Source organism: Nocardiopsis yanglingensis (genome assembly GCF_045809185.1).
GTDB classification, from domain to species: Bacteria; Pseudomonadota; Gammaproteobacteria; order Xanthomonadales; family Xanthomonadaceae; genus Stenotrophomonas; species Stenotrophomonas yanglingensis.
The window spans coordinates 203,537-228,664 of record NZ_JBJNRH010000005.1 but is presented as its reverse complement, the minus strand read 5'-3'; the positions used below and the strand labels follow the sequence as shown (position 1 = coordinate 228,664).

Here is a 25,128-nt window from a genome sequence, read left to right as displayed (position 1 = left end):
GGCCGGACGGGTGGGCTGCGCAGGGGCGTGAGCCGCATGGATGCGGCGACCGAGCTTACATGGACGTACTTGCAGCGTCCCCTGCGCAGTCCACCCGTCCGGCCCAATTGATGATTTGCTTCACGCCACGAGGGGCTCCGCCGTTGGCTGCTTCACCGCGGCCAGGCGTTGGCGATGGTGCAGAACAGCCGCGCCGTCTGCTCGGTGTCGTACACCGCGCTGTGTGCTTCGTTGGCATCCCAACCTAGCCCGGCGGCGGTGGCTGCACGCGCCAGCACGGTCTGCCCGTAGGCGATGCCGGCCAGGGTGACCGTGTCGAACACGCTGAACGGATGGAACGGATTGCGCTTGTGGCCGGTCCGCGCCACCGCCGCATTGACGAATCCGAGGTCGAAATGGGCGTTGTGGCCGACCAGGATCGCGCGCTGGCAGCCGTATTTCTTCATCGCCGCACGCACCGGGGTGAAGATGTGGTCCAGCGCCGCCTTTTCTTCCTTGGCCAGCCGGAACGGGTGGTCGAGGATGATGCCGGTCACTTCCAGTGACTTCGGATCGATCTCCAGGCCTTCGGCCGGCACCACGTGGGCGCTGGCGGTCTGGCCGGGGTAGAGCAGGCCGTTCTCGTCCATCTCGATCGGCACGGCGGCGATTTCCAGCAGCGCATTGCGCTGGCTGTCGAAGCCGCCGGTTTCCACATCCACCACCACCGGCAGGAAGCCGCGGAAGCGTTGTGACATCGCGCGCTGCGCCTGGGGTACTACGGAATCGGGAGCGGCGGCAGGTGCGGGGGTGGGGTCAGTCATGCGTGAATTCTAGCAGAGCGACCCTGAGCGCCCGGCCAGCCTGTGGCGCACGGGTTCCCTGCGCAGGAGCGTGTCGACCAAGGTCGACACCCACCGGTGCACCGCGCGCTCAGGATTCCGGTAGGTGCCAACCTTGGTTGGCACGGTGCGTGCCGACCAGGGGCGGCAACTACCGAACCGCTGGCCGCGCAGGTGTGGCCGAGGGAGACCACCGCGCCAACCACGCGTCCAGACTCAGCTTGCCGGCGCCGGTGAAGATCAGCGGCAGCAGCATCGCCATGAACAGCACCGGCAGCTTGAAGTTGCCGAAGCCCTGGTCGCTGATCGCATAGCCCATTGCCAGGTCGGCCAGCGAGTTCCACTCCATCGGCCAATGCACCGCATAGGTGGCCACAATGGTCAGCACCAGCAGGCTGGCCGCGGCAAACCGGGTGCCGAAGCCAACCAGCAGGCAGACCGCGCCGACCAGTTCGAACCACGTGGCGAGCTGCCAGTTCAGGGTGGCCGGCAGCTGGTCGAACGGGAACGGGAACGCGTCCTGCAGGTCGGCGAACCAGTTCTGGCCGTGCAGTTTCTCGCGGCCGGATTCGAAGTATTCCCAGGCCAGCAGCAGGCGCAGGCCGAGCGGGGCCAACCAGGGGGCGAGACGGTCCAGCTGGCCGCGCGCGGTGGCCAGGGTCGGGAGGTTCATCGGCGGTTCTCCGGGGAAAGGGGCGTCAGCTGGGGACTGCGAGCGGGCCGATTACGCCGGCCTGCAGGAACTGCTGCAGCAGCGCGGCACCGGGTCCGGCCAGCGCATCCTCGGCCAGGCCGTGCGCGGCTGCCAGGTGCTGCAGGTAGGCATGACCATCAAGGCCGGGGTGTTCCCCGATGCTGGACAGCAGGTACACCGCCAGCGGGCTGAGCACGGCAAAGCGCACCTCGCCATCGGCCTCGCGGCGGACCAGCAGGCCGGTCGGTTCGGCCGGCGGTTGTGACGGTGCATCCTCGGCACCGAGCCGGTGCACCGGCCACTGGTACAGCAGCGGCCACGCCAGCGGCGAGCGCCGCAGCGGTACCTGCAGCGGATCGATGTCTCCCGCGGGCGGCAGGGGCTCGGCGGCCAGCTGGTACAGCGCGGTTTCCACCCACTCGTAGTGGGCCAGTTCGGCCAGGGCCGGATGCGGCAGCTGCGCCTGCGCCTGCAGCCATTGCACGAACTCGGCGGCCAGTTCGGTGAACAACGGCGTCTGGCAGCGGTGCGTGGCGAAGTACCGGCGCACCAGTGTGCTCCAGGCCGGTTCTCCGAGCAGGCGCACACAGACCGGGAAGCCATTGCTCAACAGGCCGAGCAGATTGTTGAACAGCAGCCGTTGGTACACCGCCACCCGGCGTGGCTCCAGCCCGGCCGGTGGCGGCACGCCCTGCGGATCGCGCAGATGGGCAGTGAAGGCGTGCTGCTGCGCGCGCAGGGTGTGGGAGGTATCAGCCATGGGCGATCCCGGTATGGGGGGCCTGCAGGCGGCGGATGGTCTGCAGTTCGCCCTGCAGCTCGGCGTAGGGCGGGAAATTGAAATCGCGTTCGAGCAGGGTGGGGCGCGGGCCGATGCGCGCGTAGGTACGCGCCAGCAGGTCCCAGACGGGATCGATCACTGCGCTGCCATGGGTATCGATCTTCAGGTCCGGTGCCTCGTCCAGGTGCCCGGCCACGTGCAGGCAGACGATGCGCTCTGCGGGCAGCCCGGCAATGAAGGTGTCGGCGTCGTAGCCATGGTTGCAGGCGTTGACGTAGACGTTGTTGACGTCCAGCAGCAGATCGCAGTCGGCTTCGGCAAGCACCGCATTGGTGAAGGCCAGTTCGTCCATCGCCGGTTCCGGTGCCAGGTAATAGGAGACGTTCTCCACTGCGATGCGGCGGCCGAGAATATCCTGCACGCGCGCGATGCGGGCCGCGGTATGGCGTACGGCTTCGTCGGTGAATGGAATCGGCAGCAGGTCGTACAGATGGCCGTCGTCGCTGCAGTAGCTCAGGTGCTCGCTGTACAGCGGCACGCGGTGCGTGTCGAGGAACTGGCCGACCTGTTCCAGCAGCTGCGTATCCAGCGGCGCGCTGCCGCCCAGCGACAATGACAGGCCGTGGCAGCTCAACGGATGGCGCTGCGCCAGTTCGGCCAGTGCATCCCCGGCGGGACCACCGACATGGATCCAGTTCTCCGGCGCACATTCGAGGAAATCGAAGTCGCCCGCCGGTGCATCGCGCAGATCCTGCAGCAGCGCCCTGCGCAGCCCCAACCCGGCGGCCGCCGCATGAAGCGGCGACCGCAGGTGGACGGCACTGGCGCGGACGTCAGTGCTTGGCACCGCACTTGCCTTCGCCGCACTTGCCCTCGGCCGACTTCTTGTCGCCGGTCTTGGCCTTGGCGCCTGCCGCAGCACCGGCGGCCTTGCCCTTGTCGGCGCCGCACTTGCCTTCGGCACTCTTGCCATCGGCACCACATTTGCCTTCGGCGTGCTTGGTCGCGTCAGCGGCCATCCTGGTATCCGCTGCCTTGGCATCGGTGCTGGCCTTGGCCGCCTGGCCGGCCACCAGATAGCCCTGGGCCAGGTCGCTCATGCTCAGCGCCGAGGCACTGGCGGTCATGCCCAGGCCGGCGGCCAGGGCGGTAGCAGTCAGCAGGGACAGGGTCTTGTTGGAACTGCTCATCGGTCGTGCTCCTGGGTGGTGTGGGCGGGTGCCCGGGTCGCCGGCACGGGTGCCGGTGGAATCGATGGTGCAGCGATCCTACTCAACGAATCCTCGCCAAGACCTCAAATTTTCGTGAGGTTTGTTACAGAAGCATCCGGCAGGTTCGCACCGGGCGAGCCCGGCGCCCACAATGCGGGTGGAACACGCAAAAAAAGAAGGCCGCTGTCACCAGGACAGCGGCCACCTTGGAGTCAACTCCGGTGTTGCAGTGCAGCGTCAGGGCTGCCCGGTGCTGGAGGTCTCGTCGCGCTTTTCACGCGGCGGCAGCGGCTGCTCGCCGTGCACCAGGAACCACACGTTCTCGGCGATGTTGGTGGCGTGGTCGCCCACGCGCTCCAGGTTCTTGGCCATGAACAACAGATGGGTGCACGGGGTGATGTTGCGCGGGTCTTCCATCATGTAGGTCAGCAGTTCGCGGAACAGCGCGGTGTACTGCGCGTCCAGGCGGGCGTCATCCTCGCGCAGTTCCAGCGCAGCATCGGCGTCGTTGTCGCGGTAGGCGGCAATGGCACGGCGCACCTGCTGCGCGGCCAGGCGACCCAGCGCACGCAGGCCCTGGATCTGCGGCAGCGGCGGCACCTTGCCCAGCGCGATCGAACGTTTGGCCACGTTCGCTGCATAGTCGCCGATACGTTCGATGTCGGCCGGGATGCGCAGGCCCGCCAGGATCTCGCGCAGGTCGCGCGCCATCGGTCCACGCAGCGCCAGGCGCATCACGTCGTGGCTGATCTGCTGCTCAAGCGCATCGATCGCTTCGTCGTTGGCGATGATGCGATGGGCGGCGTTCTCGTCGCGCTTCTCGATCACGTCCATCGCAGCTTCGAGCTGGGCGACGGCCATCTCGCCCATGCGCACGATTTCGGCCACCAGGCGCTGCTGCTCTTCGTCGTAGCTCTTGACGATGTGGTCGTTGGGAAGATTCATGGTCTGCAATCCGGGTAGAGCCAGGCCATGCCTGGCTGGGACATGTGGCGAAGGAACAGCGTCGATCAGCCGAAGCGACCGGTGATGTAATCCTCGGTCTGCCGCTGCGACGGCTGCGAGAAGATCACTTCGGTGCGGTCGTGCTCGATCAGGTCGCCCAGGTACATGAAGGCGGTGTAGTCGGACACGCGCGCGGCCTGCTGCATGTTGTGGGTGACGATCACGATCGTGTACTCGTGCTTGAGCTCTTCTACCAGCTGCTCGATGCGGCTGGTGGAGATTGGGTCCAGCGCCGAGGTCGGCTCGTCCAGCAGCAGCACCGACGGGCGCAGGGCCACGGCACGGGCGATGCACAGACGCTGCTGCTGGCCACCGGACAGGCCCAGTGCGCTCTGCCCCAGCTTGTCCTTCACCTCGTCCCACAGCGCGCCCTGGCGCAGCGCCTGCTCGACGCGGTCGGCCATGTCGGCCTTGCTCAGCTTCTCGTGGTGGCGGATGCCGTAGGCCACGTTCTCGAAGATGGTCATCGGGAACGGCACCGGCTTCTGGAACACCATGCCGACCTTGCTGCGCAGGCGGTTCATCGGGTACTTCGGCGACAGGATGTTCTCGCCGTCCAGCAGCACTTCACCGCGCGCTTCCAGCTTCGGGTACAGCGCGTAGATGCGGTTGAAGATGCGCAGCAGCGTGGACTTGCCGCAACCGGAGGGACCGATCAGCGCGGTCACGCGCTTTTCCGGAATCTCCAGGTTGATGCCCTTCAGGGCGTGGAACTTGTCGTAGTAGAAGTCCAGTCCACGCGCAGCCAGCTTCACCGGCGACGGCGTGTGCAGGCTCTCGTGCGAGGACGGCACGGCGATGCGCTGCATCGGCACGGCGTTGGAAAGGTCGTTCATGGCGTTATCCACGGAAAGGTCAGTCATGGGAGATACGGTTGCGCAGCAGGATGCCGCGTGCGGCAAGGCTGACCAGCAACACGAAGACAGTCAGCACCAGGGCACCGGCCCAGGCCAGCACCTGCCAGGATTCATACGGGCTGCCGGCGAACTGGTTCATCACCACCGGCACCGAGGCCATCGGCTGGAAGATGTTGTTGTTCCAGTACTGGTTGCCGAAGGCAGTGAACAGCAGCGGTGCGGTCTCGCCGGAGATGCGGGCCAGGGCCAGCAGGATGCCGGTGATGATGCCGGCCGACGCACTGCGGTACAGCACCTGCACGATCACCTTCCACTGCGGGATGCCCAGCGACAGGGCCGCTTCGCGCATCTGCGAGGGCACCAGGCGCAGCATCTCGTCGGTGGTGCGCACCACCACCGGCAGCACGATGAAGGCCAGCGACAGCGCACCGGCGAATGCCGAGAAGTTGCCGCCGGTCTGCATCACGTACAGGGTGTAGACGAACAGGCCAAGCACGATGGACGGTGCCGACAGCAGGATGTCGTTGACGAAGCGGACCACGGTGCCGGCCTTGCGGGCGTTGCCGTACTCGGCCAGCCAGGTGCCGGCCAGCACGCCCAGCGGGGTGCCGATGCCGATCGCCAGCGCACACATCACCGCGCTGCCGAAGAAGGCGTTGGCGAGGCCGCCTTCCTGCATCGGCGGCGGCGTCATCTTGGTGAACAGATCCCAGTTGATACCGGCCAGGCCCTTGGAAGCCAGGGTGAACAGGATCCAGCCCAGGAAGAACAGGCCGAACAGGGCGGTGGCGCACGACGCGGCGATGGCGACGACATTGCCGATGCGGCGGCGCAGGTACAGCGAATCAGCGGTGCTGGACATCAGTTGCCCTCCTTGCGGGACAGGCGCATCAGCATCAGGCGGGCGATGGCCAGCACTACGAAGGTGACGATGAAGAGGACGAAGCCGAGCAGCAGCAGGGCCGAGCGGTAGGTTTCAGTGGCTTCGCCGAAATCGTTGGCGATCAGCGCGGCGATGGTGGTGCCCGGTTCCAGCAGCGACGGCGACAGGCGCACGCTGTTGCCGATCACGAAGGCCACCGCCATCGTCTCGCCCAGGGCGCGGCCGAGGCCAAGGAAGATGCCGCCGATCACCGCCGAGCGGGTGTAGGGCAGGACGATGTCCCAGCTCACTTCCCACTTGGTGGAGCCCAGCGCGTAGGCCGATTCCTTCAGACGGGTCGGCACGGTCAGGAACACTTCGCGCATCACCGAGGAGATGAACGGAATGACCATGATGGCCAGTACGAAACCGGCGGTGAGCATGCCGATGCCCAGCGGCGGGCCCTGGAACATCGGGCCGATGATCGGCCATTCGCCCAGGGTCTCGTTGAGGAACGGGGTGACGTACTCGGTCATCACCGGCACCAGCACGAACAGGCCCCACATGCCGTAGATGATCGAGGGGATGCCGGCCAGCAGTTCGATGGCGGTGCCGACCGGGCCACGCAGCCAGCGCGGGGCGACTTCGGTGAGGAAGAAGGCGATGCCGAAGCTGACCGGCACGGCGATGACCATCGCGATGAGCGCGGTGACCAGGGTGCCGTAGATCGGGGCGAGGGCGCCGAACTTGTTTTCGACCGGATTCCAGTCGGCGGAGAAGAAGAAGCTCAGGCCCTGCATCTGCAGGGCATGGCGGCCGCCCCACAGCATCGACAGCGCGGCGCAGGCCAGGGCGATCAGGACGAAGATGACGGTGCCGACCAGCACCCATCGGAACAGTTTGTCGTTGCGGGCATCACGCGTATCACGCGTGGACGGGGCGGCTACAGGCTGGGCGATGGCATTCATGGGGACGGCAGGGCCAGGAAGGGGCGGGGCGGCACGGCGTGGAAGAGGCGGTGCCCGCGCGGGGCGGGCACCGTCGTGTCCATCACTTCAGGTCGGTCGCCCAGTAGGCCTCGATCTGCTTGACCAGTTCGGCCGGCAGCGGCACGTAGTGCAGCTCGTTGGCCTGGGCCTGGCCGTTCTCGAAGGCCCACTTGAAGAAGGCCAGGGTGTCCTGGTTGCGCTTGGCGTCCTTCGGCTGCTTCTGCATCAGCATGAAGTTGGTGGCAGTGATCGGCCAGGCCTGCTCGCCCGGAGCGTTGGTGATGACCAGGTTGAAGTCCTTGGCGCTGGCCCAGTCGGCGCTGGCGGCTGCAGCGGCGAAGGTTTCCGCGCTCGGCTCGACCCAGTTGCCGGCCGCGTTCTGCATGGCGGTGTACGGCATACCGTTCTGCAGCGCGTAGGCCAGTTCGACGTAGCCGATGGAGCCCTTGATCTGCTTCACGTAGGAAGCGACGCCTTCGTTGCCCTTGCCACCGACGCCATCCGGCCACTGCACCGAGGTGCCTTCGCCGACCTTGGTCTTCCACTCCGGGCTGACCTTGGACAGGTAGTTGGAGAAGTTGAAGGTGGTGCCCGAACCGTCCGAACGGTGGACCAGAGTGATCTTGCCTTCCGGCAGCTTCACGCCCGGGTTGGCGGCGACGATGGCCGGGTCGTTCCAGGTCTTGACCTTGCCCAGGAAGATGTCGGCCAGCAGGGCGCCGCTCAGACGCAGCTTGCCACCTTCCAGGCCTTCGATGTTGACCACCGGCACCACGCCGCCGATCGCGGACGGGAACTGCGCCAGGCCGGCCTGGGCCAGCTCTTCGCTGCTCAGCGGCTTGTCGGAGGAACCGAAGTCGACGGTGCCTGCCTTGATCTGGGCGATACCGCCGCCCGAGCCGATCGACTGGTAGTTGATCTTGGCGCCGGTGCTGGCGTTGTAGTCAGCCGACCACTTGGAGACCAGCGGGAAGATGAAGGAAGCGCCGGCACCGGACACTTCGGCGGTCACCTTGGCACCGGCAGCGGCCGGAGCGGCGGCACCGTCGGAAGCCGGCTGCTGCGCTGCCTGCTTGTCGCCACCGCAGGCCGACAGGCCCAGGGCGATGGCCAGGGAAAGGGCGGCAAGGCCGGCCGAGTGCAGTTTCATGGTCACTCCATAGCGGGGTAGAGCCGACGGCGTCGGCGGATGCGGCTATGAAATGATGTTTTTGTTACAGCCGTATTACGACCATGACAGAGGTGTCCTGGATCACGTTCTGACAAGGGTTTCACGGGGTTGGCCCCGATTCCGCGGGCCCCCGGGGACCCCGGATCTGCGCACCGACCATGACGGTCGGTTGGCCCTTGTAGAGTCGAGCCAGGCTCGACTGCTCCTTGCCCTCGATAGGTGCGGACTCCTTGCCCTCGGTAGGTGCGGACCGTTGGTCCGCACGCTCGAACACCCAGCCGAGCATGGGCTCGGCGCAACAAAACCCCAAGCCATTTCACCCCCACCACCCAACCCATACCCCCCCCGCTCTACAAACGCCCTTGCCTTTGCTCCCGCTCCTGCCTTCCATGACCCCACCGCGCCCCCCGATGAACTGTCGAGAGGCGGTGGGCCAGGGCGTGCAGGACCGTCCACGGCATGGATGCCGTGGCCGAGCCCCCAGGGACGGGTTTACGGCGTGTCCTGCACGCCCTGGCCCACCGACTCCCCCACGGATCAGCGAAGGCGCAGCGCTCTTCACGACCAACCCCCAAAAACAAGAAGAGCGCGAGATCTCGAGGATCTCGCGCCCGGGTGGGATCGGCGGGGGAGAGAGGACCCGCCGATCCCGTTCCTGCGGGGGAACGCGCTTGCTTACTTCAGGTTCTGCGACCAGTAGGTCTCGATCTGGCGGACCAGGCTGTCCGGCAGCGGCACGTAGTCCAGCTGGCGGGCCTGGGCGTCGCCGCTCTTGTAGACCCAGCGGAAGAACTCCTGGGTGGCCTTGCCGTTGGCAGCGTTCTTCGGCTTCTTGTGCACCAGGATGAAGTTGGTGGCGGTGATCGGCCAGGACTCGGCGCCCGGGGCGTTGGTCATCACAAGGTAGAAGTCCTTGGCGCTGGCCCAGTCAGCGCTGGCAGCAGCGGCGGCGAACGAGGCGTCGCTCGGCTGCACGAACTTGCCGGCGGCGTTCTTCATCGCGGTGTACGACAGCTTGTTCTGCAGTGCGTAGGACAGTTCGACGTAGCCGATGCCGCCCTTGATCTGCTTCACGTAAGCGGCAACGCCTTCGTTGCCCTTGCCGCCGATGCCGGCCGGCCACTGGACCGAGGTGCCTTCACCGACCGAGCTCTTCCACTCCGGGCTGACCTTGGACAGGTAGTTGACGAAGTTGAAGGTGGTGCCCGAACCATCCGAACGGTGCACGACGGTGATCTTGGCGCTCGGCAGGGTCACGCCCGGGTTCAGCGCGGCGATGGCCGGGTCGTTCCAGGTCTTGATCTTGCCCAGGAAGATGTTGGCCAGCACGGTGCCGTCCAGCTTCAGCGCGCCTGGGGCGATGCCGGCCACGTTGACCACCGGCACCACGCCGCCGATCACCGACGGGAACTGGGCCAGGCCCGAAGCAGCCAGTTCTTCCGGCTTCAGCGGGGCGTCGGACGAACCGAAATCAACGGTCTTGGCCTTGATCTGCGCAATGCCGCCGCCGGAACCGATCGACTGGTAGTTGACCTTGTTGCTGGTGGCAGCGTTGTAGTCGGCCGACCACTTCGACATCACCGGGTAGATGAACGAGGCGCCCGCGCCGGTGATTTCAGCGGCGTTGGCGGCGAACACGGACGACGCTGCGAAGACGGCAACGGCAACGCGCGACTTGAAGGCGTGGATCACGGGGTGGCTCCTGGGTTGATTGGGATGCGGGGTTACCCGCCCGGCGCACATTCCATAACGGTTCGATGACAGCGCAGGGACCGTTGTATGACGCAACCGTTACAGTGCTGCCCGGTGCCCGTACAGCAGGGGCGTGAAGGTTCTGGGTGCTGCTGGCAACGGGATGACCAATGCGCCGGAGACAGACGCAAGCCGGTTGAGATCACGTTCTATATGTCGCTGATGACCTGTCCGCTGTAGTCGTCAATGCCGTCCCGGCCCGGCATTCCGCAGTGATGCCGCGTCATCCACACGAAACCATCGATGCAGGTGAGGGCTGCGCGGCGGTCGGTCCGGGCCGGGACGCTGATACATGACGCCATATGCCGCAAGGGATCGACAAGCATGTGCCCGCAAATGAGTCGTACGCATGACCGCACGAAGAAATCTGTGGTTGGTGCTCAATCTGTCATTCGGCTGTCATGGTTTTAACGGAACGTTCGCAAAACGCTTGACCGGCCTGCCGGCGTGGCGTTCTGCCCAAGCCATTCCAACCCTCTGGAGAAATCCAAAATGCGTTCCCATTTGCTCGCCGCCGCGGTCGTTGCAAGCCTCGGTCTGGTTTCCGCCGACGCCTTCGCAGCCCCCGCCAGCTCGGGCGTATCCCAGGCTCAGCTGCAGCAGCTTCAGGCACAGATCGCTGCGCTGCAGGCCCAGGTCCAGCAGTTGCAGAACGATTCGCAGGCGCTGCAGGCGCAGTCCGATGCGCAGTCTGAAGTGAACATCACCCAGGCCCAGGCCCTGGAAGGTGCGCAGAAGACCCAGACCAGCGTCGACAAGCTGGCCAAGCTGGTCAATGACAACAAGATTGGCGGTCGCATGTTCTTCGACCTGACCAACATCGACAAGACCAGCAACGGCAAGGACACCGCCGCCAGCGGCACCGGCCTGGACGTCAAGCGCTTCTACCTGACCGTCGACCACAAGTTCAACGACATCTGGTCGGCGAACCTGACCACCGACTTCCAGTACAGCTCGGCCATCGGCAACACCGAACTGTTCGTCAAGAAGGCCTACGTGCAGGGCAGCTTCGACCCGGCCTTCAACCTGCGCGTCGGTGCCGCCGACATGCCGTGGATCCCGTACGTCGAGAAGTTCTACGGCATGCGCTATGTCGAGAACACCCTGACCGACCGCCTGAAGTACGGCAACTCGTCCGACTGGGGCCTGCATGGCTTCGGCAACCTGGGCAACAACTTCAACTACGCCGTGTCGGTCGTGTCCGGCGCCGGCTACAAGAACCCGACCCGCAGCAAGGGCATGGACGTGGAAGGCCGCGTGGCCTACACCCCGAACGAGAACTTCGTAGTGGCCGTCGGCGGCTACAGCGGCAAGCTGGGCAAGGAAACCGACATCCAGAGCGCCGAGAACACCTACACCCGCGCCAACGCGATGGTGGCCTACGCCGACAGCAACTTCCGCGTCGGTGGCGAGTACTTCCAGGCCAAGAACCTCAACAACGTGCTGACCGTTGCCACCGACAAGACCAGCGGCTGGTCGGTGTGGGGCAGCGTGCGCGTCACCGACGGCGGCATCAACGTGTTCGGTCGTTACGATGACACCGACGTCAGCAAGACCCTGGACCCGACCCTGAGCGACAAGTACTGGAACGTCGGCGTCGAGTTCCCGGTCATGAAGAACCTCAAGCTGTCGACCGTGTACAAGTACACGCACCTGGCCAATGCCGGCGACAAGAAGAACGACAAGACCAAGGAATTCGGCGTCTGGGGCGACCTGTCGTTCTGATCTCCTGAAGCACCCTTGTCTACAAACAAAGACGGCGGGCCTTGTGCCCGCCGTCTTTGTTTTGTCACACCACGAACGCGGTCACGCCTCGGCCGTCGTCTTTTCCTTGAACCGGCACAGGTCGGCGATCACGCAGCCAGGGCAATCCGGCTTGCGCGCCTTGCATACATAACGTCCGTGCAGGATCAGCCAGTGATGCGCGTCGAGCAGGAACTCGGCCGGAATGACCTTCACCAGTTTGTCTTCCACTTCGCGCACGTTCTTGCCTGGTGCCAGACCGGTGCGGTTGGAGACGCGGAAGATGTGCGTGTCCACCGCCATCACCGGCTCACCGAATGCAGTGTTGAGCACCACGTTGGCGGTCTTGCGGCCTACGCCTGGCAACGCCTCCAGTTCATCGCGATCGCGCGGCACTTCACCGCCATGCTTCTGCAGCAGGATCGCGCAGGTGGCGATCACGTTCTTCGCCTTGGCGTTGAACAGACCGATGGTGGCGATGTACTGCTTCAGGCCGTCTTCGCCAAGCGCGAGGATCTTTGCCGGGGTGTTGGCGACCGGGAACAAACGGCGCGTGGCCTTGTTGACGCCGACGTCGGTGGCCTGCGCCGACAGCGCGACGGCCACCAGCAGCTCGAACGGTGAGCTGTACTCCAGTTCGGTCTTGGGGTGCGGATTGAGTTCACGCAGGCGGGTGAACATCTCCACCACGTCGGCGCGCGGCATCGTGCCGCCACGCCGCGCCGGCGCGCGCGGGGTCTTCTTCGTGGTGGCCATTACTGCTCCTTGCCGCTGGCGCGGGCCTTGGCCCGGGCGAGGATGGCGGCCGCCGCGGCGGGCAGGGCAGGCTTCACGTCTGGCGCCGGGGCCGGTGTGCGGCGCGCATCGCGCTCGGCTTCGCGCCGTGCCAGCCGCACCGCACGCGCACGGTAGCGTTCGCGTGCGGCCCATGCTGCGTGCAACTGCTGTTGCGCCTGCTGCAGGCGTCGCGGAAGGTCCGGGTGGCCGGGTAGCAGCTGTTCGTCGCCAGCGCGGGCGACGTAGTCCATCAGGCCTGCCTGCAGGGCACCATCGAGATCGTCTGCCTGGACCCGGGCGAACAACTGCGCGGGGTTGGGTCGGGATGCCATGGCGTCAGCGGTTCTGGAAGGCCGGCGGACGGCGCTGCAGGAACGCGCTGGTTCCTTCGCGCATGTCCTCGGTGGCAAACAGCAGGCCGAACTGCGCGCTTTCGTACTCCAGCCCGGCCTCCAGGCTGCATTCGCCGCCTACGTGTACCGCGTCGAGCAGCCCACGCAGGGCCAGCGGGGCCGAGCGTGCCAGCTGGCGGGCGACGTCCTGCACGCGGTTGTCCAGCGCGTCGGCGGGTACCACCTCGTTGACGATGCCCAGTTCCAGCGCACGCGCGGCGTTGATCGGTGCACCCAGCAGGCACAACTCCAGGGTGGCGGCGCGGCCGCACAGACGCAGCAGGCGCTGGCTGCCGCCGAAGCCGGGAATCAGGCCGAGGTTGATTTCCGGCTGCCCGACTTTGGCCGTATCGGCAGCGATGCGCAGGTGGCAGGCCATCGCCAGTTCCAGGCCGCCGCCCAGGGCGAAGCCGTTCACGCGCGCGATCACCGGCTTGGGCATGCGCTCGATCTGACGCATCAGGGCCTGGCCGAGCAGGGAGAAATCACGTCCCTGAACCGCACTGAGTGTGTTCATCTCGGCAATGTCGGCCCCGGCCACGAAAGCCTTCGGACCGGCACCGGTCAGCACCACCACGCGTACGTCCGGGTCGGCGGCGGCGGCGCTGAACGCCTCGGCCAGCGCCTGCAGGGTCGCGGCATTCAAGGCGTTGAGCTTGTCCGGGCGCTGGACGGTCACGGTGCGGATGGCGCCGTCGTCGGCGACAGCGATCAGGGCATCGGCCACGGGAAAACTCCTGAAACGTTAAAAAAAAGTGAGATTGAACTCCGCCAACGCAGACGGGTCTTAGCCTGCATCGTGAGTAGCGGTTACACGTTGTGCCCGTTATCCTAACCCGTCGCCTCAGGGCGGCGCAGAACGTCCCTGAGTTACCACCCCTGGAGAACTGTTTGATGAAGTTGCGTTCTATCGCGGTCGCCGTCGCGGCCCTGGCCCTGACGGGCAATGCCTTCGCCCAGGACGTCTCGTCCGAAAAGGGCAAGCTGAGCTACTACTTCGGTTACGACTACGGCAACAACCTGGCGGAGCTGACCGGTCGTGGTGAGCAGCTGGACATCAACTCGGTGGTGAAGGGTCTGCAGGACGCCTACGCCAAGAAGCAGCCGGCGATCACCGCCGACCAGCTGAAGCCGGCCGTTGAAGCGTTCCAGAAGCGCGAGCAGGGCCGTGCCCAGGCTGCCAAGGCCGAGTACGAAAAGGCTGCTGCCGAAAACAAGACCAAGAGCGATCAGTTCGTCGCGGCGAACAAGGCCAAGGCCGGCGTGCAGTCCCTGCCGAGCGGCGTCCAGTACCGCGTGATCGAAGCCGGCAAGGGCGCCAAGCCGACCCAGGCCAGCACCGTGCAGCTGGAAGTGGCCGGTCCGTTCCCGTACGGCCAGCGCCCGACCGAAGCCCGCCCGGCCCAGCAGATTCCGTCGATCAAGGTCAGCGAAGTCGAAATGAAGGCCATGCGCGAGACCCTGCTGCAGATGCCGGCAGGCTCGAAGTGGGAAGTCACCCTGCCGCCGGACCAGGCGTACGGTGCCGACCCGCGCACCCCGTTCCCGCCGAACGTGGCTGTGCAGTTCGAGATCAAGCTGGTCAGCGTCAAGTAAATCGACGCCGTAAACGAAACGCGCCGGTGATTCCACCGGCGCGTTTTTGTTTGCGCGGAGCGCGACGGTGCCACGCACCGCATCTGCACCCCGCGCAAATTCAGCCCGATCGCGCTACTGTTGCCGGGTGCAAACAATGGAAGAAACGGCGCGTGTTGTCGCAAGTCCCTGCATCGGAGTGTGCACGCTGGATCCGGACCGGCAATGCACCGGCTGCGGGCGGCACATCGATGAAATCGCGCGGTGGTCGTCGATGAGCAACGAGGAACGCAGCCGCATCCTGCATCGCGTGCAACCCCTGCGTGAACAGCTGCAGCAATCATTGCGTGGCTCGCTGGCCGATCACGAACGCCTGATGCGCGCGCTGCATCCACTGGCCGAGCCGCCGGCCGGCGACGGCTGGAACCGCAGCGAACTGAGTGACCTGCTGCCGCCCGGGCCACCCGTGGAAGCCGCCGTGCTGGCCGGCATCGTGCCGCGCGCCAACGGCGCACAGGTCATCCTCACCCGTCGCACCGAAACCCTGCGCACCCATGGTGGCCAGGTTGGCTTCCCCGGCGGACGCACCGAACCCGATGACCGCGACGCACTGGCGGCCGCGCTGCGCGAGAGCCAGGAAGAAATCGCACTGGCTCCGGGCCAGGTGCAGGCGCTGGGTTATCTCGATCCCTTTGTGACGATCACTGGCTACCGGGTCACGCCGGTGGTAGCCGTGGTCGATCCGGACTTCGTGCCGGTGCCGCAGCCCAGCGAAGTGGCCGAAGTGTTCGAAGTGCCGCTGGCCTACCTGATGGCCGCAGACAATCTGCGCCAGGTCGAAATCAATCACCGCGGCCGCGTCCGCCACGTCCTCGAATACGGCTGGCCCGGCCAGCGCATCTGGGGCGCCACCGCCGCCATCCTCTACAACCTGCGTCGCCGCCTGGAGCAAGTGCAATGAAGCCGATCGATCCGCCGTGGACCACCCTGGTCGATGTCGCCACCCTGGCCGCTGCATTGGGCGAGGGCGTTCGCGTGGTCGACGCACGTGCTACTGCCAGTACCGCCGTACGCGTGGTCGATGCACGGTCCTCGCTGGCCGATCCGCAGGCGGGTAGCGGCCAGTATCTGGCGGGGCATGTTCCGGGCGCGGTGTATGCCGATCTCAATCGGGACCTGTCGGATCTGACCCGCAGCGGCCACGGCCGTCACCCGCTGCCGGACAGCGATGCCTTCGCCGCGAAGCTCGGCCAGTGGGGTATCGGTCCCGACACCCAGGTGGTGGTCTACGACGGCAGCGACGGCAGCATGGCCGCCTCGCGCCTGTGGTGGCTGCTGCGCCTGATCGGGCACACCAAGGTGGCTGTGCTCGATGGTGGTATCGCCGCGTGGCAGGCCGCAGGTCACGCGTTGGCAACCGGCCAGGGCGAAGTAACGGCGCTGCCGGCTTACCCGGGCCGTTTCGACACCACCCAGATCGCCAATGCCGATGAAATCAGCGCACGTCTGAAGCACGCGCCGGGCTGGCTGGTCGATGCACGCGCGGGCGAACGCTTCCGCGGCGAAGTCGAGCCGCTGGACCCGGTCGCCGGCCACGTACCCGGCGCGGTCAACCGTCCGTTTGCGTTGAACGTCGCCGACGGCCGCCTGCGCGATGCACAGGAACTGCGCGCCGAACTGCAGGGCGTGATCGGCAACCGTGATCCGCAGCAGGTGGTGCTGATGTGCGGCTCAGGCGTGACCGCCTGCCACCTGCTGCTGGCGATGGAATCCGCAGGCCTGTCCGGCGCACGCATCTATGCCGATTCCTGGAGCGGCTGGGTCAGCGACAGCACCCGCCCGGTTGCGACCGGCGCCTGAGCAATCCGAGCCAAAAACAGTCGAGCGTGGCTCGACTCTACTAAGGCACCCTCCGATCGATTCGATCCCGTGCCGACCAACGGTCGGCACCCACCAACAGCAGCAGGAATCTGTCGAAGGCGGGGTGGGTCCGGTTGCGGGGGCGTGAGCCGCATGGATGCGGCGACCGAGCTTACATGGACGTACTTGCAGCGTCCCCCGCAACCGGACCCACCCCGCCTCCCCTCAGGAAGTCAGCTTCTGCTTTTGCTGTTGCTCTGGCTTCGGCTTCGGCTTCTGCGGGTGCAGGGCGCAGCCCTGCCGCTTACCCAACCGGCTGCAACGGCACCTTCGCCAGAATCCGCGCCCACGGGAACAACGGCCCCGGGTCACGCTTGCGCGCCACCATCAGCGACGGGGCATCACTGGCCGGCACCTGCTCCAGATCCAGCTGGTCGTGCCCGGCAATCCGCCGCAGCGAGGGATAGCGCACCACCAGCGCCTGCAGCAGCTGCTCCAACGCCTGCAGCTGTGCCTCGGTGTACGGCTCGTCCATCGCCTGCTGGCGGCTGTCGAACCAGTCCGGGTAGCGCCCGGTGTTGACCAATTCGATGCCAAGCGTATGCGCGTTCATGCCGCGCACGTGGTGGGCCACGCGTTCCGGTGCCACGTACTGGACCACGCTGCCATCGCGGTCGATGTAGAAGTGGCCGCTGTTGCCGGCGCCACTGTCATACAGCACGCGCTCGCCGTACTCGCGGGCCATCGCCAGATCGGGCAGCTCGGTGCAGTGGATCACCACCATCTCCAGCGTGGCCGGGTCGCGCAGTGGCAGACGGTCTTCGTAGGGCAGGGGCTGCAGCTGCAGGCCGGGCAGGAGCGGGTTGGGCATCCGGCGATGCTAGCATTGCGGCATGAACCTGCCTCCTCTTTCGCCGCCGACCCGCTCCCACGGAGCGCGCGCATGAGCCGCGGCCACTGCATCCTGTCCCACGGTTTCGAGAGCGGCCCGGAGGCGACCAAGGTCACCGCGCTGGCCGACGTGGCGCAGCGCCTGGGCTGGACCCATGAGCGCCCGGACTACACCGACCTGGACGCGATGAGCGAGGTCAGCCGGGTGGGCGACGTGCCGACCCGCCTGCGCCGCCTGGTCGAACGCACCGCCATCGCCGCCCAGCAGGGCCCGGTGGTGCTGGCCGGCTCCAGCCTGGGCGCCTATATCTCCGCCATCGCCTCGTTGCAGGTGCCGGTGGCCGGCCTGTTCCTGATGGTGCCGCCGACCACCATGGGCCCGATGCCGGCGCTGGACGCTGCGCCGGTGCCGACCACGGTGGTGCAGGCCTGGCATGACGAGGTGGTGCCGGCCGCAGGCGTGATTGCCTGGGCCCAGGCGCGTTCGGCGCAGCTGCTGCTGGTCGACGATGGCCACCGCCTGGAACGGCATGTGGAGGCCTCTGCGCAGGCCTTCGAGCGCCTGCTGCGCCAGCTGTGAAGCCCGGGCGCACGGCGCGCCCGCCCGCATTGACTACAATGGCAGCCCCGCCGCCCCCGGCGCGGGCCTGCCGGCCGTGTCCACGGCCCTCCCTCTTGAATGGCCCGGCTTCCTGCCGTGCCTGACCACCTGTGAACCGATCCCGTGAAATTTTTTGTCTCCTGCGCCAAGGGCCTGGAATACCTGCTTGCCGATGAGCTGTCGGCCCTGGGCCTGGAAAAGGCCACTGCCACCATTGCCGGCGTCAACGCCGAGGGCGAACTGGAGCAGGCGCTGCGGATCGTGATGTGGTCGCGCCTGGCCAGCCGGGTGCTGTGGCCGATCGACGCGTTCGAGTGCCCGGACGAGCAGGCCCTGTACGACGGCGTGCGCGCCCTGCCGTGGCATGAGCACATCAAGCCGGAAATGACTCTGGCGGTGGATGCGCACGTGTCCGGCGACAAGATCACCCATGCGCGCTTCGCTGCGCAGCGGATCAAGGACGCCATTGTCGACCGCATGCGCGATGAGGGCCTGGAGCGGCCGTCGGTCAACACCGACCTGCCCGATGTGCGCGTCAACCTGTCGCTGCGCAAGGGCCGTGCCTCGCTGTCGATCGATCTCGGCGGCGGCTCGCTGCACCGCCGTGGCTGGCGTGGCGCCGCCCACGAGGCGCCGCTGAAGGAAAACCTCGCCGCCGCCCTGCTGCTGCGCGCGCAGTGGCCGCGTCTGCACGCCGCCGGTGGTGGCCTGCTGGACCCGATGTGCGGCAGTGGCACGCTGCTGATCGAAGGTGCGCTGATGGCCGCCGACGTCGCCCCCGGCCTGATGCGCCACGGCAGCCTGCCGCCGAGCCGCTGGCTGGGTTTCGACAAGGCCGCCTGGAAGGCGATCCAGAGCGAGGCACGTGACCGCGAAGCTGCTGGCCTGGCTGCGCTGAAGCCGGTCATCCACGGCAGCGACATCGACCCGACCGCAATCCAGGCGGCACGCGAGAATGCCGAGGTGGCCGGTGTCGCCCACGCGATCCGCTTCACCCGCGCCGATGTGGCCGACCTGGCCGCGCCGGAGCAGGAGATCGGTGCGGTGGTCTGCAACCCGCCGTACGACGAGCGCCTGGCCGCCGATCCGGCGCTGTACCGCGCGCTGGGCAACGCCCTGCAGAAGGCCGTACCGCAGTGGCGCGCCAGCCTGCTGTGCGGCAACGACGAACTGGCCTTCGCCACCGGCCTGCGTGCGGGCAAGAAGTACCAGATGTTCAACGGTGCGCTGGAATGCGCGCTGATCGTCTGCGATCCGATCGCCGTGCCGGGCCGTGATCCGGCACAGCCGCGCGAGCTGAGCGAAGGTGCGCAGATGGTGGCCAACCGCCTGCGCAAGAACCTGAAGAAGTTCAAGAGCTGGCGTGCCCGCGAGGACATCACCTGCTTCCGCGCCTATGACGCCGACCTGCCGGAGTACGCAGCCGCCATCGACGTCTACGAGGAAGACGGCGGCAAGCGCCGCACCTTCCTGCATGTGCAGGAATACGCCGCACCGGCGGCGATTCCGGAGAACGACGTGCGCCGCCGCCGCAACGAACTGCTGGCGGCCGCGCGCGAAGTATTCGGCGTGCCGCCGGAGCAGGTCTCGATGAAGTCGCGCGAGCGCGGCAAGGGTGGCAGCAAGTACGGCCGCTTCGAGCAGCGTGACGAGTTCATCGTGGTGCGCGAGAACCACGCACTGCTGCAGGTGAACCTGTTCGACTACCTGGACACCGGCCTGTTCCTCGACCACCGCCCGCTGCGCCGGATGATGGCCGAGCAGGTGCGTGGCAAGCGCTTCCTCAACCTGTTCTGCTACACCGGCGTGGCCAGTGTGCAGGCGGCTGTTGCCGGTGCGGCCAGCACCACCAGCGTCGACCTGTCGGCGACCTACCTGCAGTGGTGCTACGACAACCTGGCGCTGAACGGGCAGGGCGGCAACCAGCACCTGCTGGTGCAGGCCGATGCGATGGCGTGGCTGGAAGGCGACCGAGGCCAGTACGACGTGATCTTCTGTGACCCGCCGACCTTCTCCAACTCCGCGCGCGCCGATGACTTCGACGTGCAGCGTGAGCAGCTGAAGCTGCTGCGCGCGGCAGTGGCGCGACTGGCACCGGGCGGCGTGCTGTACTTCTCCAACAACTTCCGCCGCTTCAAGCTGGAAGAGAACGCCATCGCCGAATTCGCCCAGTGCCGCGAGATCACCGCGCGCACCATCGGCCCGGACTTCGAGCGCAACGCGCGCATCCACCGCGCGTGGGAACTGAAGCGGTTGGGGTAAGCCCGGTAGTGCCGGCCGCTGGCCGGCAACGGTGTCAGATCCGCAGAGAGTTCATGGGATGCCGGCCAGCGGCCGGCACTACCCATATCTGGCCGGTACATCCACGCCATGCGTGGAGGATTGTTCAGTAGATCCGCGCCATGCGTGGATGGCGGTTACAGCAACGCCACCAGCAGCCCGGCCACGGGCAGCGCGATCGCCAGTGGTGCGATCCACTTCGGCCGGTACGGGTACAACCCGAACGACAACGCCACGCCGCCCACGGTCATCACGCCCAGCCACAGCACCGGGCCCATCGCCCAGCCGTGGTCGACCACGCACAGTGCGAACGCCGCCGTCAGCAGGGCCCAGCCCAGCACCCGCCACTGCGTGCGCCGTGCCGGGGGGGCTGCCGCCTTGCCATGCAGGTCGTGCTGGTGCTTTTCCATCGCCAGCGACAGCGCGGTGAACGCGGAGAACGACAGGGTCAACGCCAGCAGCATCATGCGCTGGCCTCCGCTTCGGCGGGTTCTGCCACAGTCTTGGGCGCCGCCGCAGCCGCCGCACGCTTCTTCTTCTCGGCCGCAGACAGTGGTGGCGTCCAGCGCTGCATGCGCCAGCCGCACAGCGCCAGCATCGCGCCGAACGCGATCATCGACAGATCGAAGCCCGCCAACACCCAGTCCCCGTTGCGCAGGGTGTTGCCCAGGTGCGCATGCGTGGTCAGCGCATTGACCACCGGCACCAGCGCGAACGCGGCCGCGCCCAGGTACAGCTGCCAGGCCCACATCATCCGCTTTGGCCAGATGAAGGCGGCCAGCAGTGCCGCACCCCAGGCGTAGAAGAACACGTTGGCCTCGGCGCTGGAGCGCTCGGCGATGTCCAACGGCAGCAGGCGGTTGCCCCAGAAGTAGGCGGCAAAGGCGATCGGCAGGCCGGCCACGGTACCGATGTTCAGCGCATCGACCAGGCGCAGGCCGAAGCCGGTGCGGCCACTCTTGGCGTGCTTGGGCCGTTCCTTCACCGCCCACAGCACCACGCCGCTGGCCACCATCAGGCAGCCGACCAGTCCAGACAGGAAGAACAGTGCGCGCAGGCCCCAGTCGGCGAAGCGCGCCAGGTGCAGGCCGTACAGCACGCCGCGGGTGGCGGTGGCACCACCGGAAGGCGGTGTTTCTTCCAGCAGTGTTCCGTTGACCATGTCGTAGCGCACGGCCGGGGTGTCGGTGGACAGGCGCTTGCCGTCACGCTGGCGGATGTCGATCACTGCATTGGCCGCGCCCGGGTTGGATACGGTGAAGCCGGCCACCTCCACGCCGTGCCAATGCGCTCGCGCGCTGTCCAGCAGCTGCGCGATCGGCAGCGGCGTGGCGCGGCCTTCGGCCGGCGCGGTCACCTCCGGCATGCCGCCGAAGGCTTCGCTGAAGAATTTGTCCTCGTCCTGCGGGTAAGCCACCTTCACGCCCCACGGCAGGTACATGATCATCAGGGTGACGATGCCGGTGTAGGTGATCATCGCGTGGTAGGGCAGCGCCATCACCGCGCTGACGTTGTGGAAATCGAGCCAGGAACGCAGACCCTTGTCCTTGCGGAAGGTGAAGAAGTCCTTGAAGATTTTCTTGTGGGTGATGACGCCGGTGATGATTGCCACCAGCATGAACATCGCGCAGAAGCCGACCAGATAGCGCGCCCACAGCACCGGGATGTAGTGCAGGTCGAAATGCAGGCGGTAGAAGAAATCACCGCCTCGGGTCTCGCGGGCCTTCAGTGCCTGCCCGGTGTTCGGGTCCAGTGTTGCGTCGCCGAAGCCACCGCGACGGCCACGGCTGGGATCGGCCAGCTCCGGCGGCAGCCGCCAGAACATCTGCATGCCGGGGTTGCGCGGCTGCGGCAGGGTGACGAACCAGTTCTCGGCCTGCGCGGCGTTGGCCTGCAGGTAGTCCACGGCACGCTGCGCGGCCACATCGATGCTGACGTTGCTGGAGGGCAGTTCCGGGCGCATCCAGCGGCTGATTTCCTCGCGGTAGTAGCTGGCCGTGCCGGCCATGAAAATCAGCAGCAGCAACCAGCCGACCAGCAGGCCGGTCCAGGTGTGCAGCCAGGCCATCGACTGGCGGAATCCGTTCTTCATGCCCAGGCCCCCAGCAGGCGCGCGATGGCTGCCATCAGCAGGGTGGGAGCGAGAATGCCAACCCACGCACGCAGCGCGCTGCGGGTGGCGAATGCCCACAGCGCCGCGCAGGCGGCCACCAGAATCGCCAGCAGCATGCCGGTCAGCACGGTCTGGCCGCGAGCACCGGGCAGGGCCACCGCGCAGAACACGCTGGTCACCGAGGCCAGCGTGTAGCCGCCGAAGATTGCAGCCAACGAGCGTGACAGCACGCCCCAGCGCGGGTTGGAGAAGAAGGTGCGGGGGCTGGCGGTTGCGGGCGAGCGGTCCACGGCGTTCCTGCAGGGTTAAAAGGAAGAAGGCCGGCGCACCGCAGCGCGCCGGGATTGGCCATCCGTGGCCGGGAGCTGGTCGCAGAACCAGCGCCATCCATCGAGGGTCAGAGCTTCCAGCGCAGTGTCACGGTGACGTTGCGTGGTTCGCCCCAGTACACGCCGTTGTAGAAACCGACGTTGTTGAAGTACTTCTTGTCCAGCAGGTTGTTGATGTTCAGCTGGGCGCTGAAGTTTTCGTTGAAGCGGTAGCCGCCGGCGAGGTTGACCAGGTAGAACGCGTCCTGGGTGATGTTGGCCTTGCTGCGATCGGGCTTGGTGCTGGTGCTCCAGATGCGGCTCTGCCAGGTCACGCCACCGCCCAGCCAGAAGCGGCCATCGATACCGCCGGGGCGCCAGCTGGTGTTGAGCCGGAAGGTATCCTGCGGTGCGGTGGTCCGCTGCAGTACGCCGTCCTTGTTGCGGATGACGGTGTGGGCGAAGCCGGCCGAGACGTTCCACTGCTCGCCGATGCTGCCCTGGGTTTCGATCTCCCAGCCCTTCACCTTGTTGCCCTTGCCGGTGGAGCGGTAGGCCTGGCTGCCATCGGGCAGGGAGTTCACCGGCACCGAATCATCGATCTCGGCGACGTTGTCCTGCTTGCCCTCGAACACGGCGGCGGAGGCATTGAGCAGGCCGCCGAAGAACTCGGCCTTGATGCCTGCTTCGTACATGTCGCCGACCACCGGCTCCAGATAATTGCCGTTACGGTCGCGGTAGTTCTGCGGCTTGAAGATGTCGGTGTAGCTGACATAACCGCTGAAGATCGAATTGAAGTCGTAGACCAGGCCGGCATACGGAGTGAGCATGTCGTCCGGCCGGTAGCCGGTGCGGGTAATGCTGTTGCGGTTGCCGTTGGCGTCGTAGCCATAGGTCCACTTGCGGGTTTCCCAGCTGCCATAGCGGGCGCCCACCACGGCCAGCAACGGATCGGCCAGGCGCAGGCGAGCCGCTACATAGGCGGCACGCTGGCGCAGTTCGTCCTGCGACGACAGGCGACCCAAGCGGGTCACCGGGAGTACCGGCACCTCGCCGGTCCAGTGGCGCCAGTCGGGCACCTGCGAGTAGCCCGGTGCGCTGGAATCGAACGACATCGCCTTGGATTCGCCCTTGCGCACCGATTGGCCCAGCCCGAACACCAGTTCGTGCTCACGACCGAACAACCGGAACGGGCCACCGACGTTGACGTCGAACACGTCCATCGTGCTGTGCTCGTTGAAGTGCGAGATGTAGGCGGTGACGCCGGTGCCATCGGCGCGCGGATAGCCGGCCGCCCCGTACCACACGCTGCCATCGGTATCGCGCACGGCGTGGCTGACGTTGCCCTTCACCGACCAGCCGTTGCCCAACTGCTGCTCCAGGCGCGCGAAGCTGGTCTTCTCCACGATCGGCCAAGCGCTCCATGACGCGGACAGGTTGGTCGAGCGCGGCAGGTTGGCCGGCGCGCCATCGGCGCCCCAGTACGGCACTACGCCCCAGGTCACGCCGGTGGTGCGCGGCGACTGGTATTCGTAACCCACCTCGAACAGCGTGCTGTCGCTCAGGTCGGCCTGCACGATGCCGTAGAACACGTCTTTGTCCAGTGCATAGACGTCGCGGAACGAATCGCTCTGCTGTTTGGCGGCGACCACGCGGGCGCGGATGCGCCCGTCCCAGGCGATCGGGCCACCGAGGTCGGCTTCCAGGCGGCGGTTGCCCCATCGTCCCACCGTGAGGTTGGCGCCCATCTGGAACGAGTCGGTGGGGCGCTTGCGGATCATGCTGATGGTGCCGGAAGGATCGCCGGCACCGGTGGTCAGGCCGGTGGCGCCGCGGATCACTTCGATGCGCTCGTAGATCACGTTGTCGGTGTTGGTCTTGACCGAGCCACCGAACGTGTTGAGCATGCCGTCGATCTGGAAATTGTCGATGGTGTAGCCGCGCGAGACATAGTTGATGCGCTCGCTGTCGGTGACCGACACGCTGACCCCGGTCACCTGGCCCATCACGTCCGACAGCGAGAACAGGCCCATGTCGTCCAGGCGCTGGCGCGTGATGACCGTCACCGACTGCGGCGTCTCGCGCAGCGACAGGTCCAGCTTGGTCGCACTGCGCGCGCCCTTGACCGTATAGCTGTTGGGAATCTCGCCGTCGGCGGTCACCTTCACGGTATCCAGCGTGCGCGCGGAGGATTCGGCGGTGCCGTCGGCGTGGGCCAGCGGGGCGATCATCAGTGCGGTCACGGCCAGGGCCAGCAGAGTGGGACGAGGGAGATTCAGCGGCGTTACCATCGGTGCGATTCCATGCAGGACGAAACAGGCGATGGAATGCGCAGACGCAGCAGCCGCGCGCTCCGCGCACGTCGCCCAGCGAGTCCCATCGACGGTGCGCCACCCGCGCAGAGCGGGTGACCCGGTAGTCGGGGGATGTACACGGGCGAAGGGG

General features: G+C 66.7%; 25 protein-coding genes. 6 read left to right on the top strand and 19 right to left on the bottom strand.

Going from position 1 to position 25,128, the window contains the following annotated elements:
* Positions 1–152: 152 nt before the first annotated feature.
* From rnt to pstS (ACJ7C5_RS10055), 11 genes are all read right to left on the bottom strand, one after another.
* Positions 153–803 carry a ribonuclease T gene (gene rnt, locus ACJ7C5_RS10105; protein ID WP_404830428.1) on the bottom strand — a complete coding sequence of 217 codons (651 nt, stop codon included), beginning with the start codon at positions 801–803 and terminating at the stop codon, positions 153–155.
* Between the two features lie 169 nt (positions 804–972).
* Entirely contained in the window at positions 973–1,494 is a 522-nt protein-coding gene (locus ACJ7C5_RS10100) for an HvfX family Cu-binding RiPP maturation protein (protein ID WP_412703793.1), read from the bottom strand.
* A gap of 25 nt (positions 1,495–1,519) precedes the next feature.
* Entirely contained in the window at positions 1,520–2,275 is a 756-nt protein-coding gene (locus ACJ7C5_RS10095) for an HvfC family RiPP maturation protein (protein ID WP_412703792.1), read from the bottom strand.
* Complete coding sequence (locus ACJ7C5_RS10090) at positions 2,268–3,143, bottom strand: HvfB family MNIO-type RiPP peptide maturase (RefSeq protein ID WP_125429510.1); 876 nt, start codon at positions 3,141–3,143, stop codon at positions 2,268–2,270. Before ACJ7C5_RS10090 ends, ACJ7C5_RS10095 begins: the two co-directional genes overlap by 8 nt.
* Positions 3,130–3,486, bottom strand: coding sequence for a hypothetical protein (locus ACJ7C5_RS10085; RefSeq protein WP_010486221.1), 357 nt, complete (start codon positions 3,484–3,486; stop codon positions 3,130–3,132). Before ACJ7C5_RS10085 ends, ACJ7C5_RS10090 begins: the two co-directional genes overlap by 14 nt.
* Before the next feature lie 258 nt (positions 3,487–3,744).
* Complete coding sequence (gene phoU, locus ACJ7C5_RS10080; RefSeq protein ID WP_014036547.1) at positions 3,745–4,452, bottom strand: phosphate signaling complex protein PhoU; 708 nt, start codon at positions 4,450–4,452, stop codon at positions 3,745–3,747.
* A 65-nt stretch (positions 4,453–4,517) separates the two neighbouring features.
* Entirely contained in the window at positions 4,518–5,321 is an 804-nt protein-coding gene (gene pstB / locus ACJ7C5_RS10075) for a phosphate ABC transporter ATP-binding protein PstB (protein ID WP_412703808.1), read from the bottom strand.
* 46 nt (positions 5,322–5,367) lie between these two features.
* Complete coding sequence (gene pstA, locus ACJ7C5_RS10070) at positions 5,368–6,231, bottom strand: phosphate ABC transporter permease PstA (RefSeq protein WP_088025454.1); 864 nt, start codon at positions 6,229–6,231, stop codon at positions 5,368–5,370.
* The gene (gene pstC / locus ACJ7C5_RS10065) at positions 6,231–7,199 is read right to left on the bottom strand and encodes a phosphate ABC transporter permease subunit PstC (RefSeq protein WP_049444211.1); all 969 of its coding nucleotides are present in this window, start codon (positions 7,197–7,199) and stop codon (positions 6,231–6,233) included. The genes pstA and pstC overlap by 1 nt, the downstream gene beginning before the upstream one ends.
* Before the next feature lie 82 nt (positions 7,200–7,281).
* Positions 7,282–8,370: a phosphate ABC transporter substrate-binding protein PstS gene (pstS, locus tag ACJ7C5_RS10060; protein WP_094000162.1), complete on the bottom strand. Its 1,089-nt coding sequence runs from the start codon at positions 8,368–8,370 to the stop codon at positions 7,282–7,284.
* A gap of 696 nt (positions 8,371–9,066) precedes the next feature.
* A complete protein-coding gene (pstS, locus tag ACJ7C5_RS10055) occupies positions 9,067–10,083 on the bottom strand; it encodes a phosphate ABC transporter substrate-binding protein PstS (RefSeq protein WP_014036550.1) in 1,017 nt (338 codons plus the stop codon).
* Between the two features lie 552 nt (positions 10,084–10,635).
* Here pstS (ACJ7C5_RS10055) and ACJ7C5_RS10050 point away from each other — a divergent pair.
* Positions 10,636–11,868: a porin gene (locus tag ACJ7C5_RS10050; protein ID WP_014036551.1), complete on the top strand. Its 1,233-nt coding sequence runs from the start codon at positions 10,636–10,638 to the stop codon at positions 11,866–11,868.
* Positions 11,869–11,949: 81 nt separating this feature from the next.
* Here the strand turns inward: ACJ7C5_RS10050 and nth are convergent, their stop codons facing one another.
* The 3 genes from nth to ACJ7C5_RS10035 are packed head-to-tail and all read right to left on the bottom strand — an operon-like array spanning position 11,950 to position 13,782.
* Entirely contained in the window at positions 11,950–12,642 is a 693-nt protein-coding gene (gene nth, locus ACJ7C5_RS10045) for an endonuclease III (protein WP_097049964.1), read from the bottom strand.
* Complete coding sequence (locus ACJ7C5_RS10040; protein ID WP_094000160.1) at positions 12,642–12,995, bottom strand: hypothetical protein; 354 nt, start codon at positions 12,993–12,995, stop codon at positions 12,642–12,644. Before ACJ7C5_RS10040 ends, nth begins: the two co-directional genes overlap by 1 nt.
* A gap of 4 nt (positions 12,996–12,999) precedes the next feature.
* Entirely contained in the window at positions 13,000–13,782 is a 783-nt protein-coding gene (locus tag ACJ7C5_RS10035) for an enoyl-CoA hydratase/isomerase family protein (protein ID WP_043402633.1), read from the bottom strand.
* Positions 13,783–13,949: 167 nt separating this feature from the next.
* Between ACJ7C5_RS10035 and ACJ7C5_RS10030 the strand changes: the two genes are divergently transcribed.
* The 3 genes from ACJ7C5_RS10030 to ACJ7C5_RS10020 all read left to right on the top strand — a co-directional run bounded on the left by ACJ7C5_RS10030 (position 13,950) and on the right by ACJ7C5_RS10020 (position 16,490).
* Positions 13,950–14,651: an FKBP-type peptidyl-prolyl cis-trans isomerase N-terminal domain-containing protein gene (locus ACJ7C5_RS10030; RefSeq protein ID WP_094000159.1), complete on the top strand. Its 702-nt coding sequence runs from the start codon at positions 13,950–13,952 to the stop codon at positions 14,649–14,651.
* Positions 14,652–14,787: 136 nt separating this feature from the next.
* Entirely contained in the window at positions 14,788–15,591 is an 804-nt protein-coding gene (locus ACJ7C5_RS10025; protein WP_412703791.1) for a CoA pyrophosphatase, read from the top strand.
* Entirely contained in the window at positions 15,588–16,490 is a 903-nt protein-coding gene (locus tag ACJ7C5_RS10020; protein ID WP_412703790.1) for a sulfurtransferase, read from the top strand. The genes ACJ7C5_RS10025 and ACJ7C5_RS10020 overlap by 4 nt, the downstream gene beginning before the upstream one ends.
* Before the next feature lie 304 nt (positions 16,491–16,794).
* On the opposite strand, the gene ACJ7C5_RS10015 is transcribed toward ACJ7C5_RS10020, so the two are convergent.
* Positions 16,795–17,361 (bottom strand): N-acetylmuramoyl-L-alanine amidase, encoded by a 567-nt coding sequence (locus tag ACJ7C5_RS10015; RefSeq protein ID WP_412703789.1) that lies wholly within the window; start codon positions 17,359–17,361, stop codon positions 16,795–16,797.
* A 72-nt stretch (positions 17,362–17,433) separates the two neighbouring features.
* Here ACJ7C5_RS10015 and ACJ7C5_RS10010 point away from each other — a divergent pair, with 72 nt between their 5' ends.
* Positions 17,434–17,961, top strand: coding sequence for an alpha/beta hydrolase (locus tag ACJ7C5_RS10010; RefSeq protein WP_100434353.1), 528 nt, complete (start codon positions 17,434–17,436; stop codon positions 17,959–17,961).
* Between the two features lie 144 nt (positions 17,962–18,105).
* Positions 18,106–20,244, top strand: a complete 2,139-nt coding sequence (gene rlmKL / locus ACJ7C5_RS10005; RefSeq protein WP_412703788.1) for a bifunctional 23S rRNA (guanine(2069)-N(7))-methyltransferase RlmK/23S rRNA (guanine(2445)-N(2))-methyltransferase RlmL — start codon at positions 18,106–18,108, stop codon at positions 20,242–20,244.
* A gap of 155 nt (positions 20,245–20,399) precedes the next feature.
* On the opposite strand, the gene ACJ7C5_RS10000 is transcribed toward rlmKL, so the two are convergent.
* From ACJ7C5_RS10000 to ACJ7C5_RS09985, 4 genes are all read right to left on the bottom strand, one after another.
* On the bottom strand, positions 20,400–20,729 hold the full coding sequence (locus ACJ7C5_RS10000) for a DUF3325 domain-containing protein (protein WP_412703787.1): 330 nt from the start codon (positions 20,727–20,729) through the stop codon (positions 20,400–20,402).
* Complete coding sequence (locus ACJ7C5_RS09995; RefSeq protein WP_412703786.1) at positions 20,726–22,354, bottom strand: PepSY-associated TM helix domain-containing protein; 1,629 nt, start codon at positions 22,352–22,354, stop codon at positions 20,726–20,728. Before ACJ7C5_RS09995 ends, ACJ7C5_RS10000 begins: the two co-directional genes overlap by 4 nt.
* Entirely contained in the window at positions 22,351–22,665 is a 315-nt protein-coding gene (locus tag ACJ7C5_RS09990; protein ID WP_094000151.1) for a DUF3649 domain-containing protein, read from the bottom strand. Before ACJ7C5_RS09990 ends, ACJ7C5_RS09995 begins: the two co-directional genes overlap by 4 nt.
* 107 nt (positions 22,666–22,772) lie before the next feature.
* On the bottom strand, positions 22,773–24,974 hold the full coding sequence (locus ACJ7C5_RS09985) for a TonB-dependent siderophore receptor (RefSeq protein WP_412703785.1): 2,202 nt from the start codon (positions 24,972–24,974) through the stop codon (positions 22,773–22,775).
* Positions 24,975–25,128: the final 154 nt, after the last annotated feature.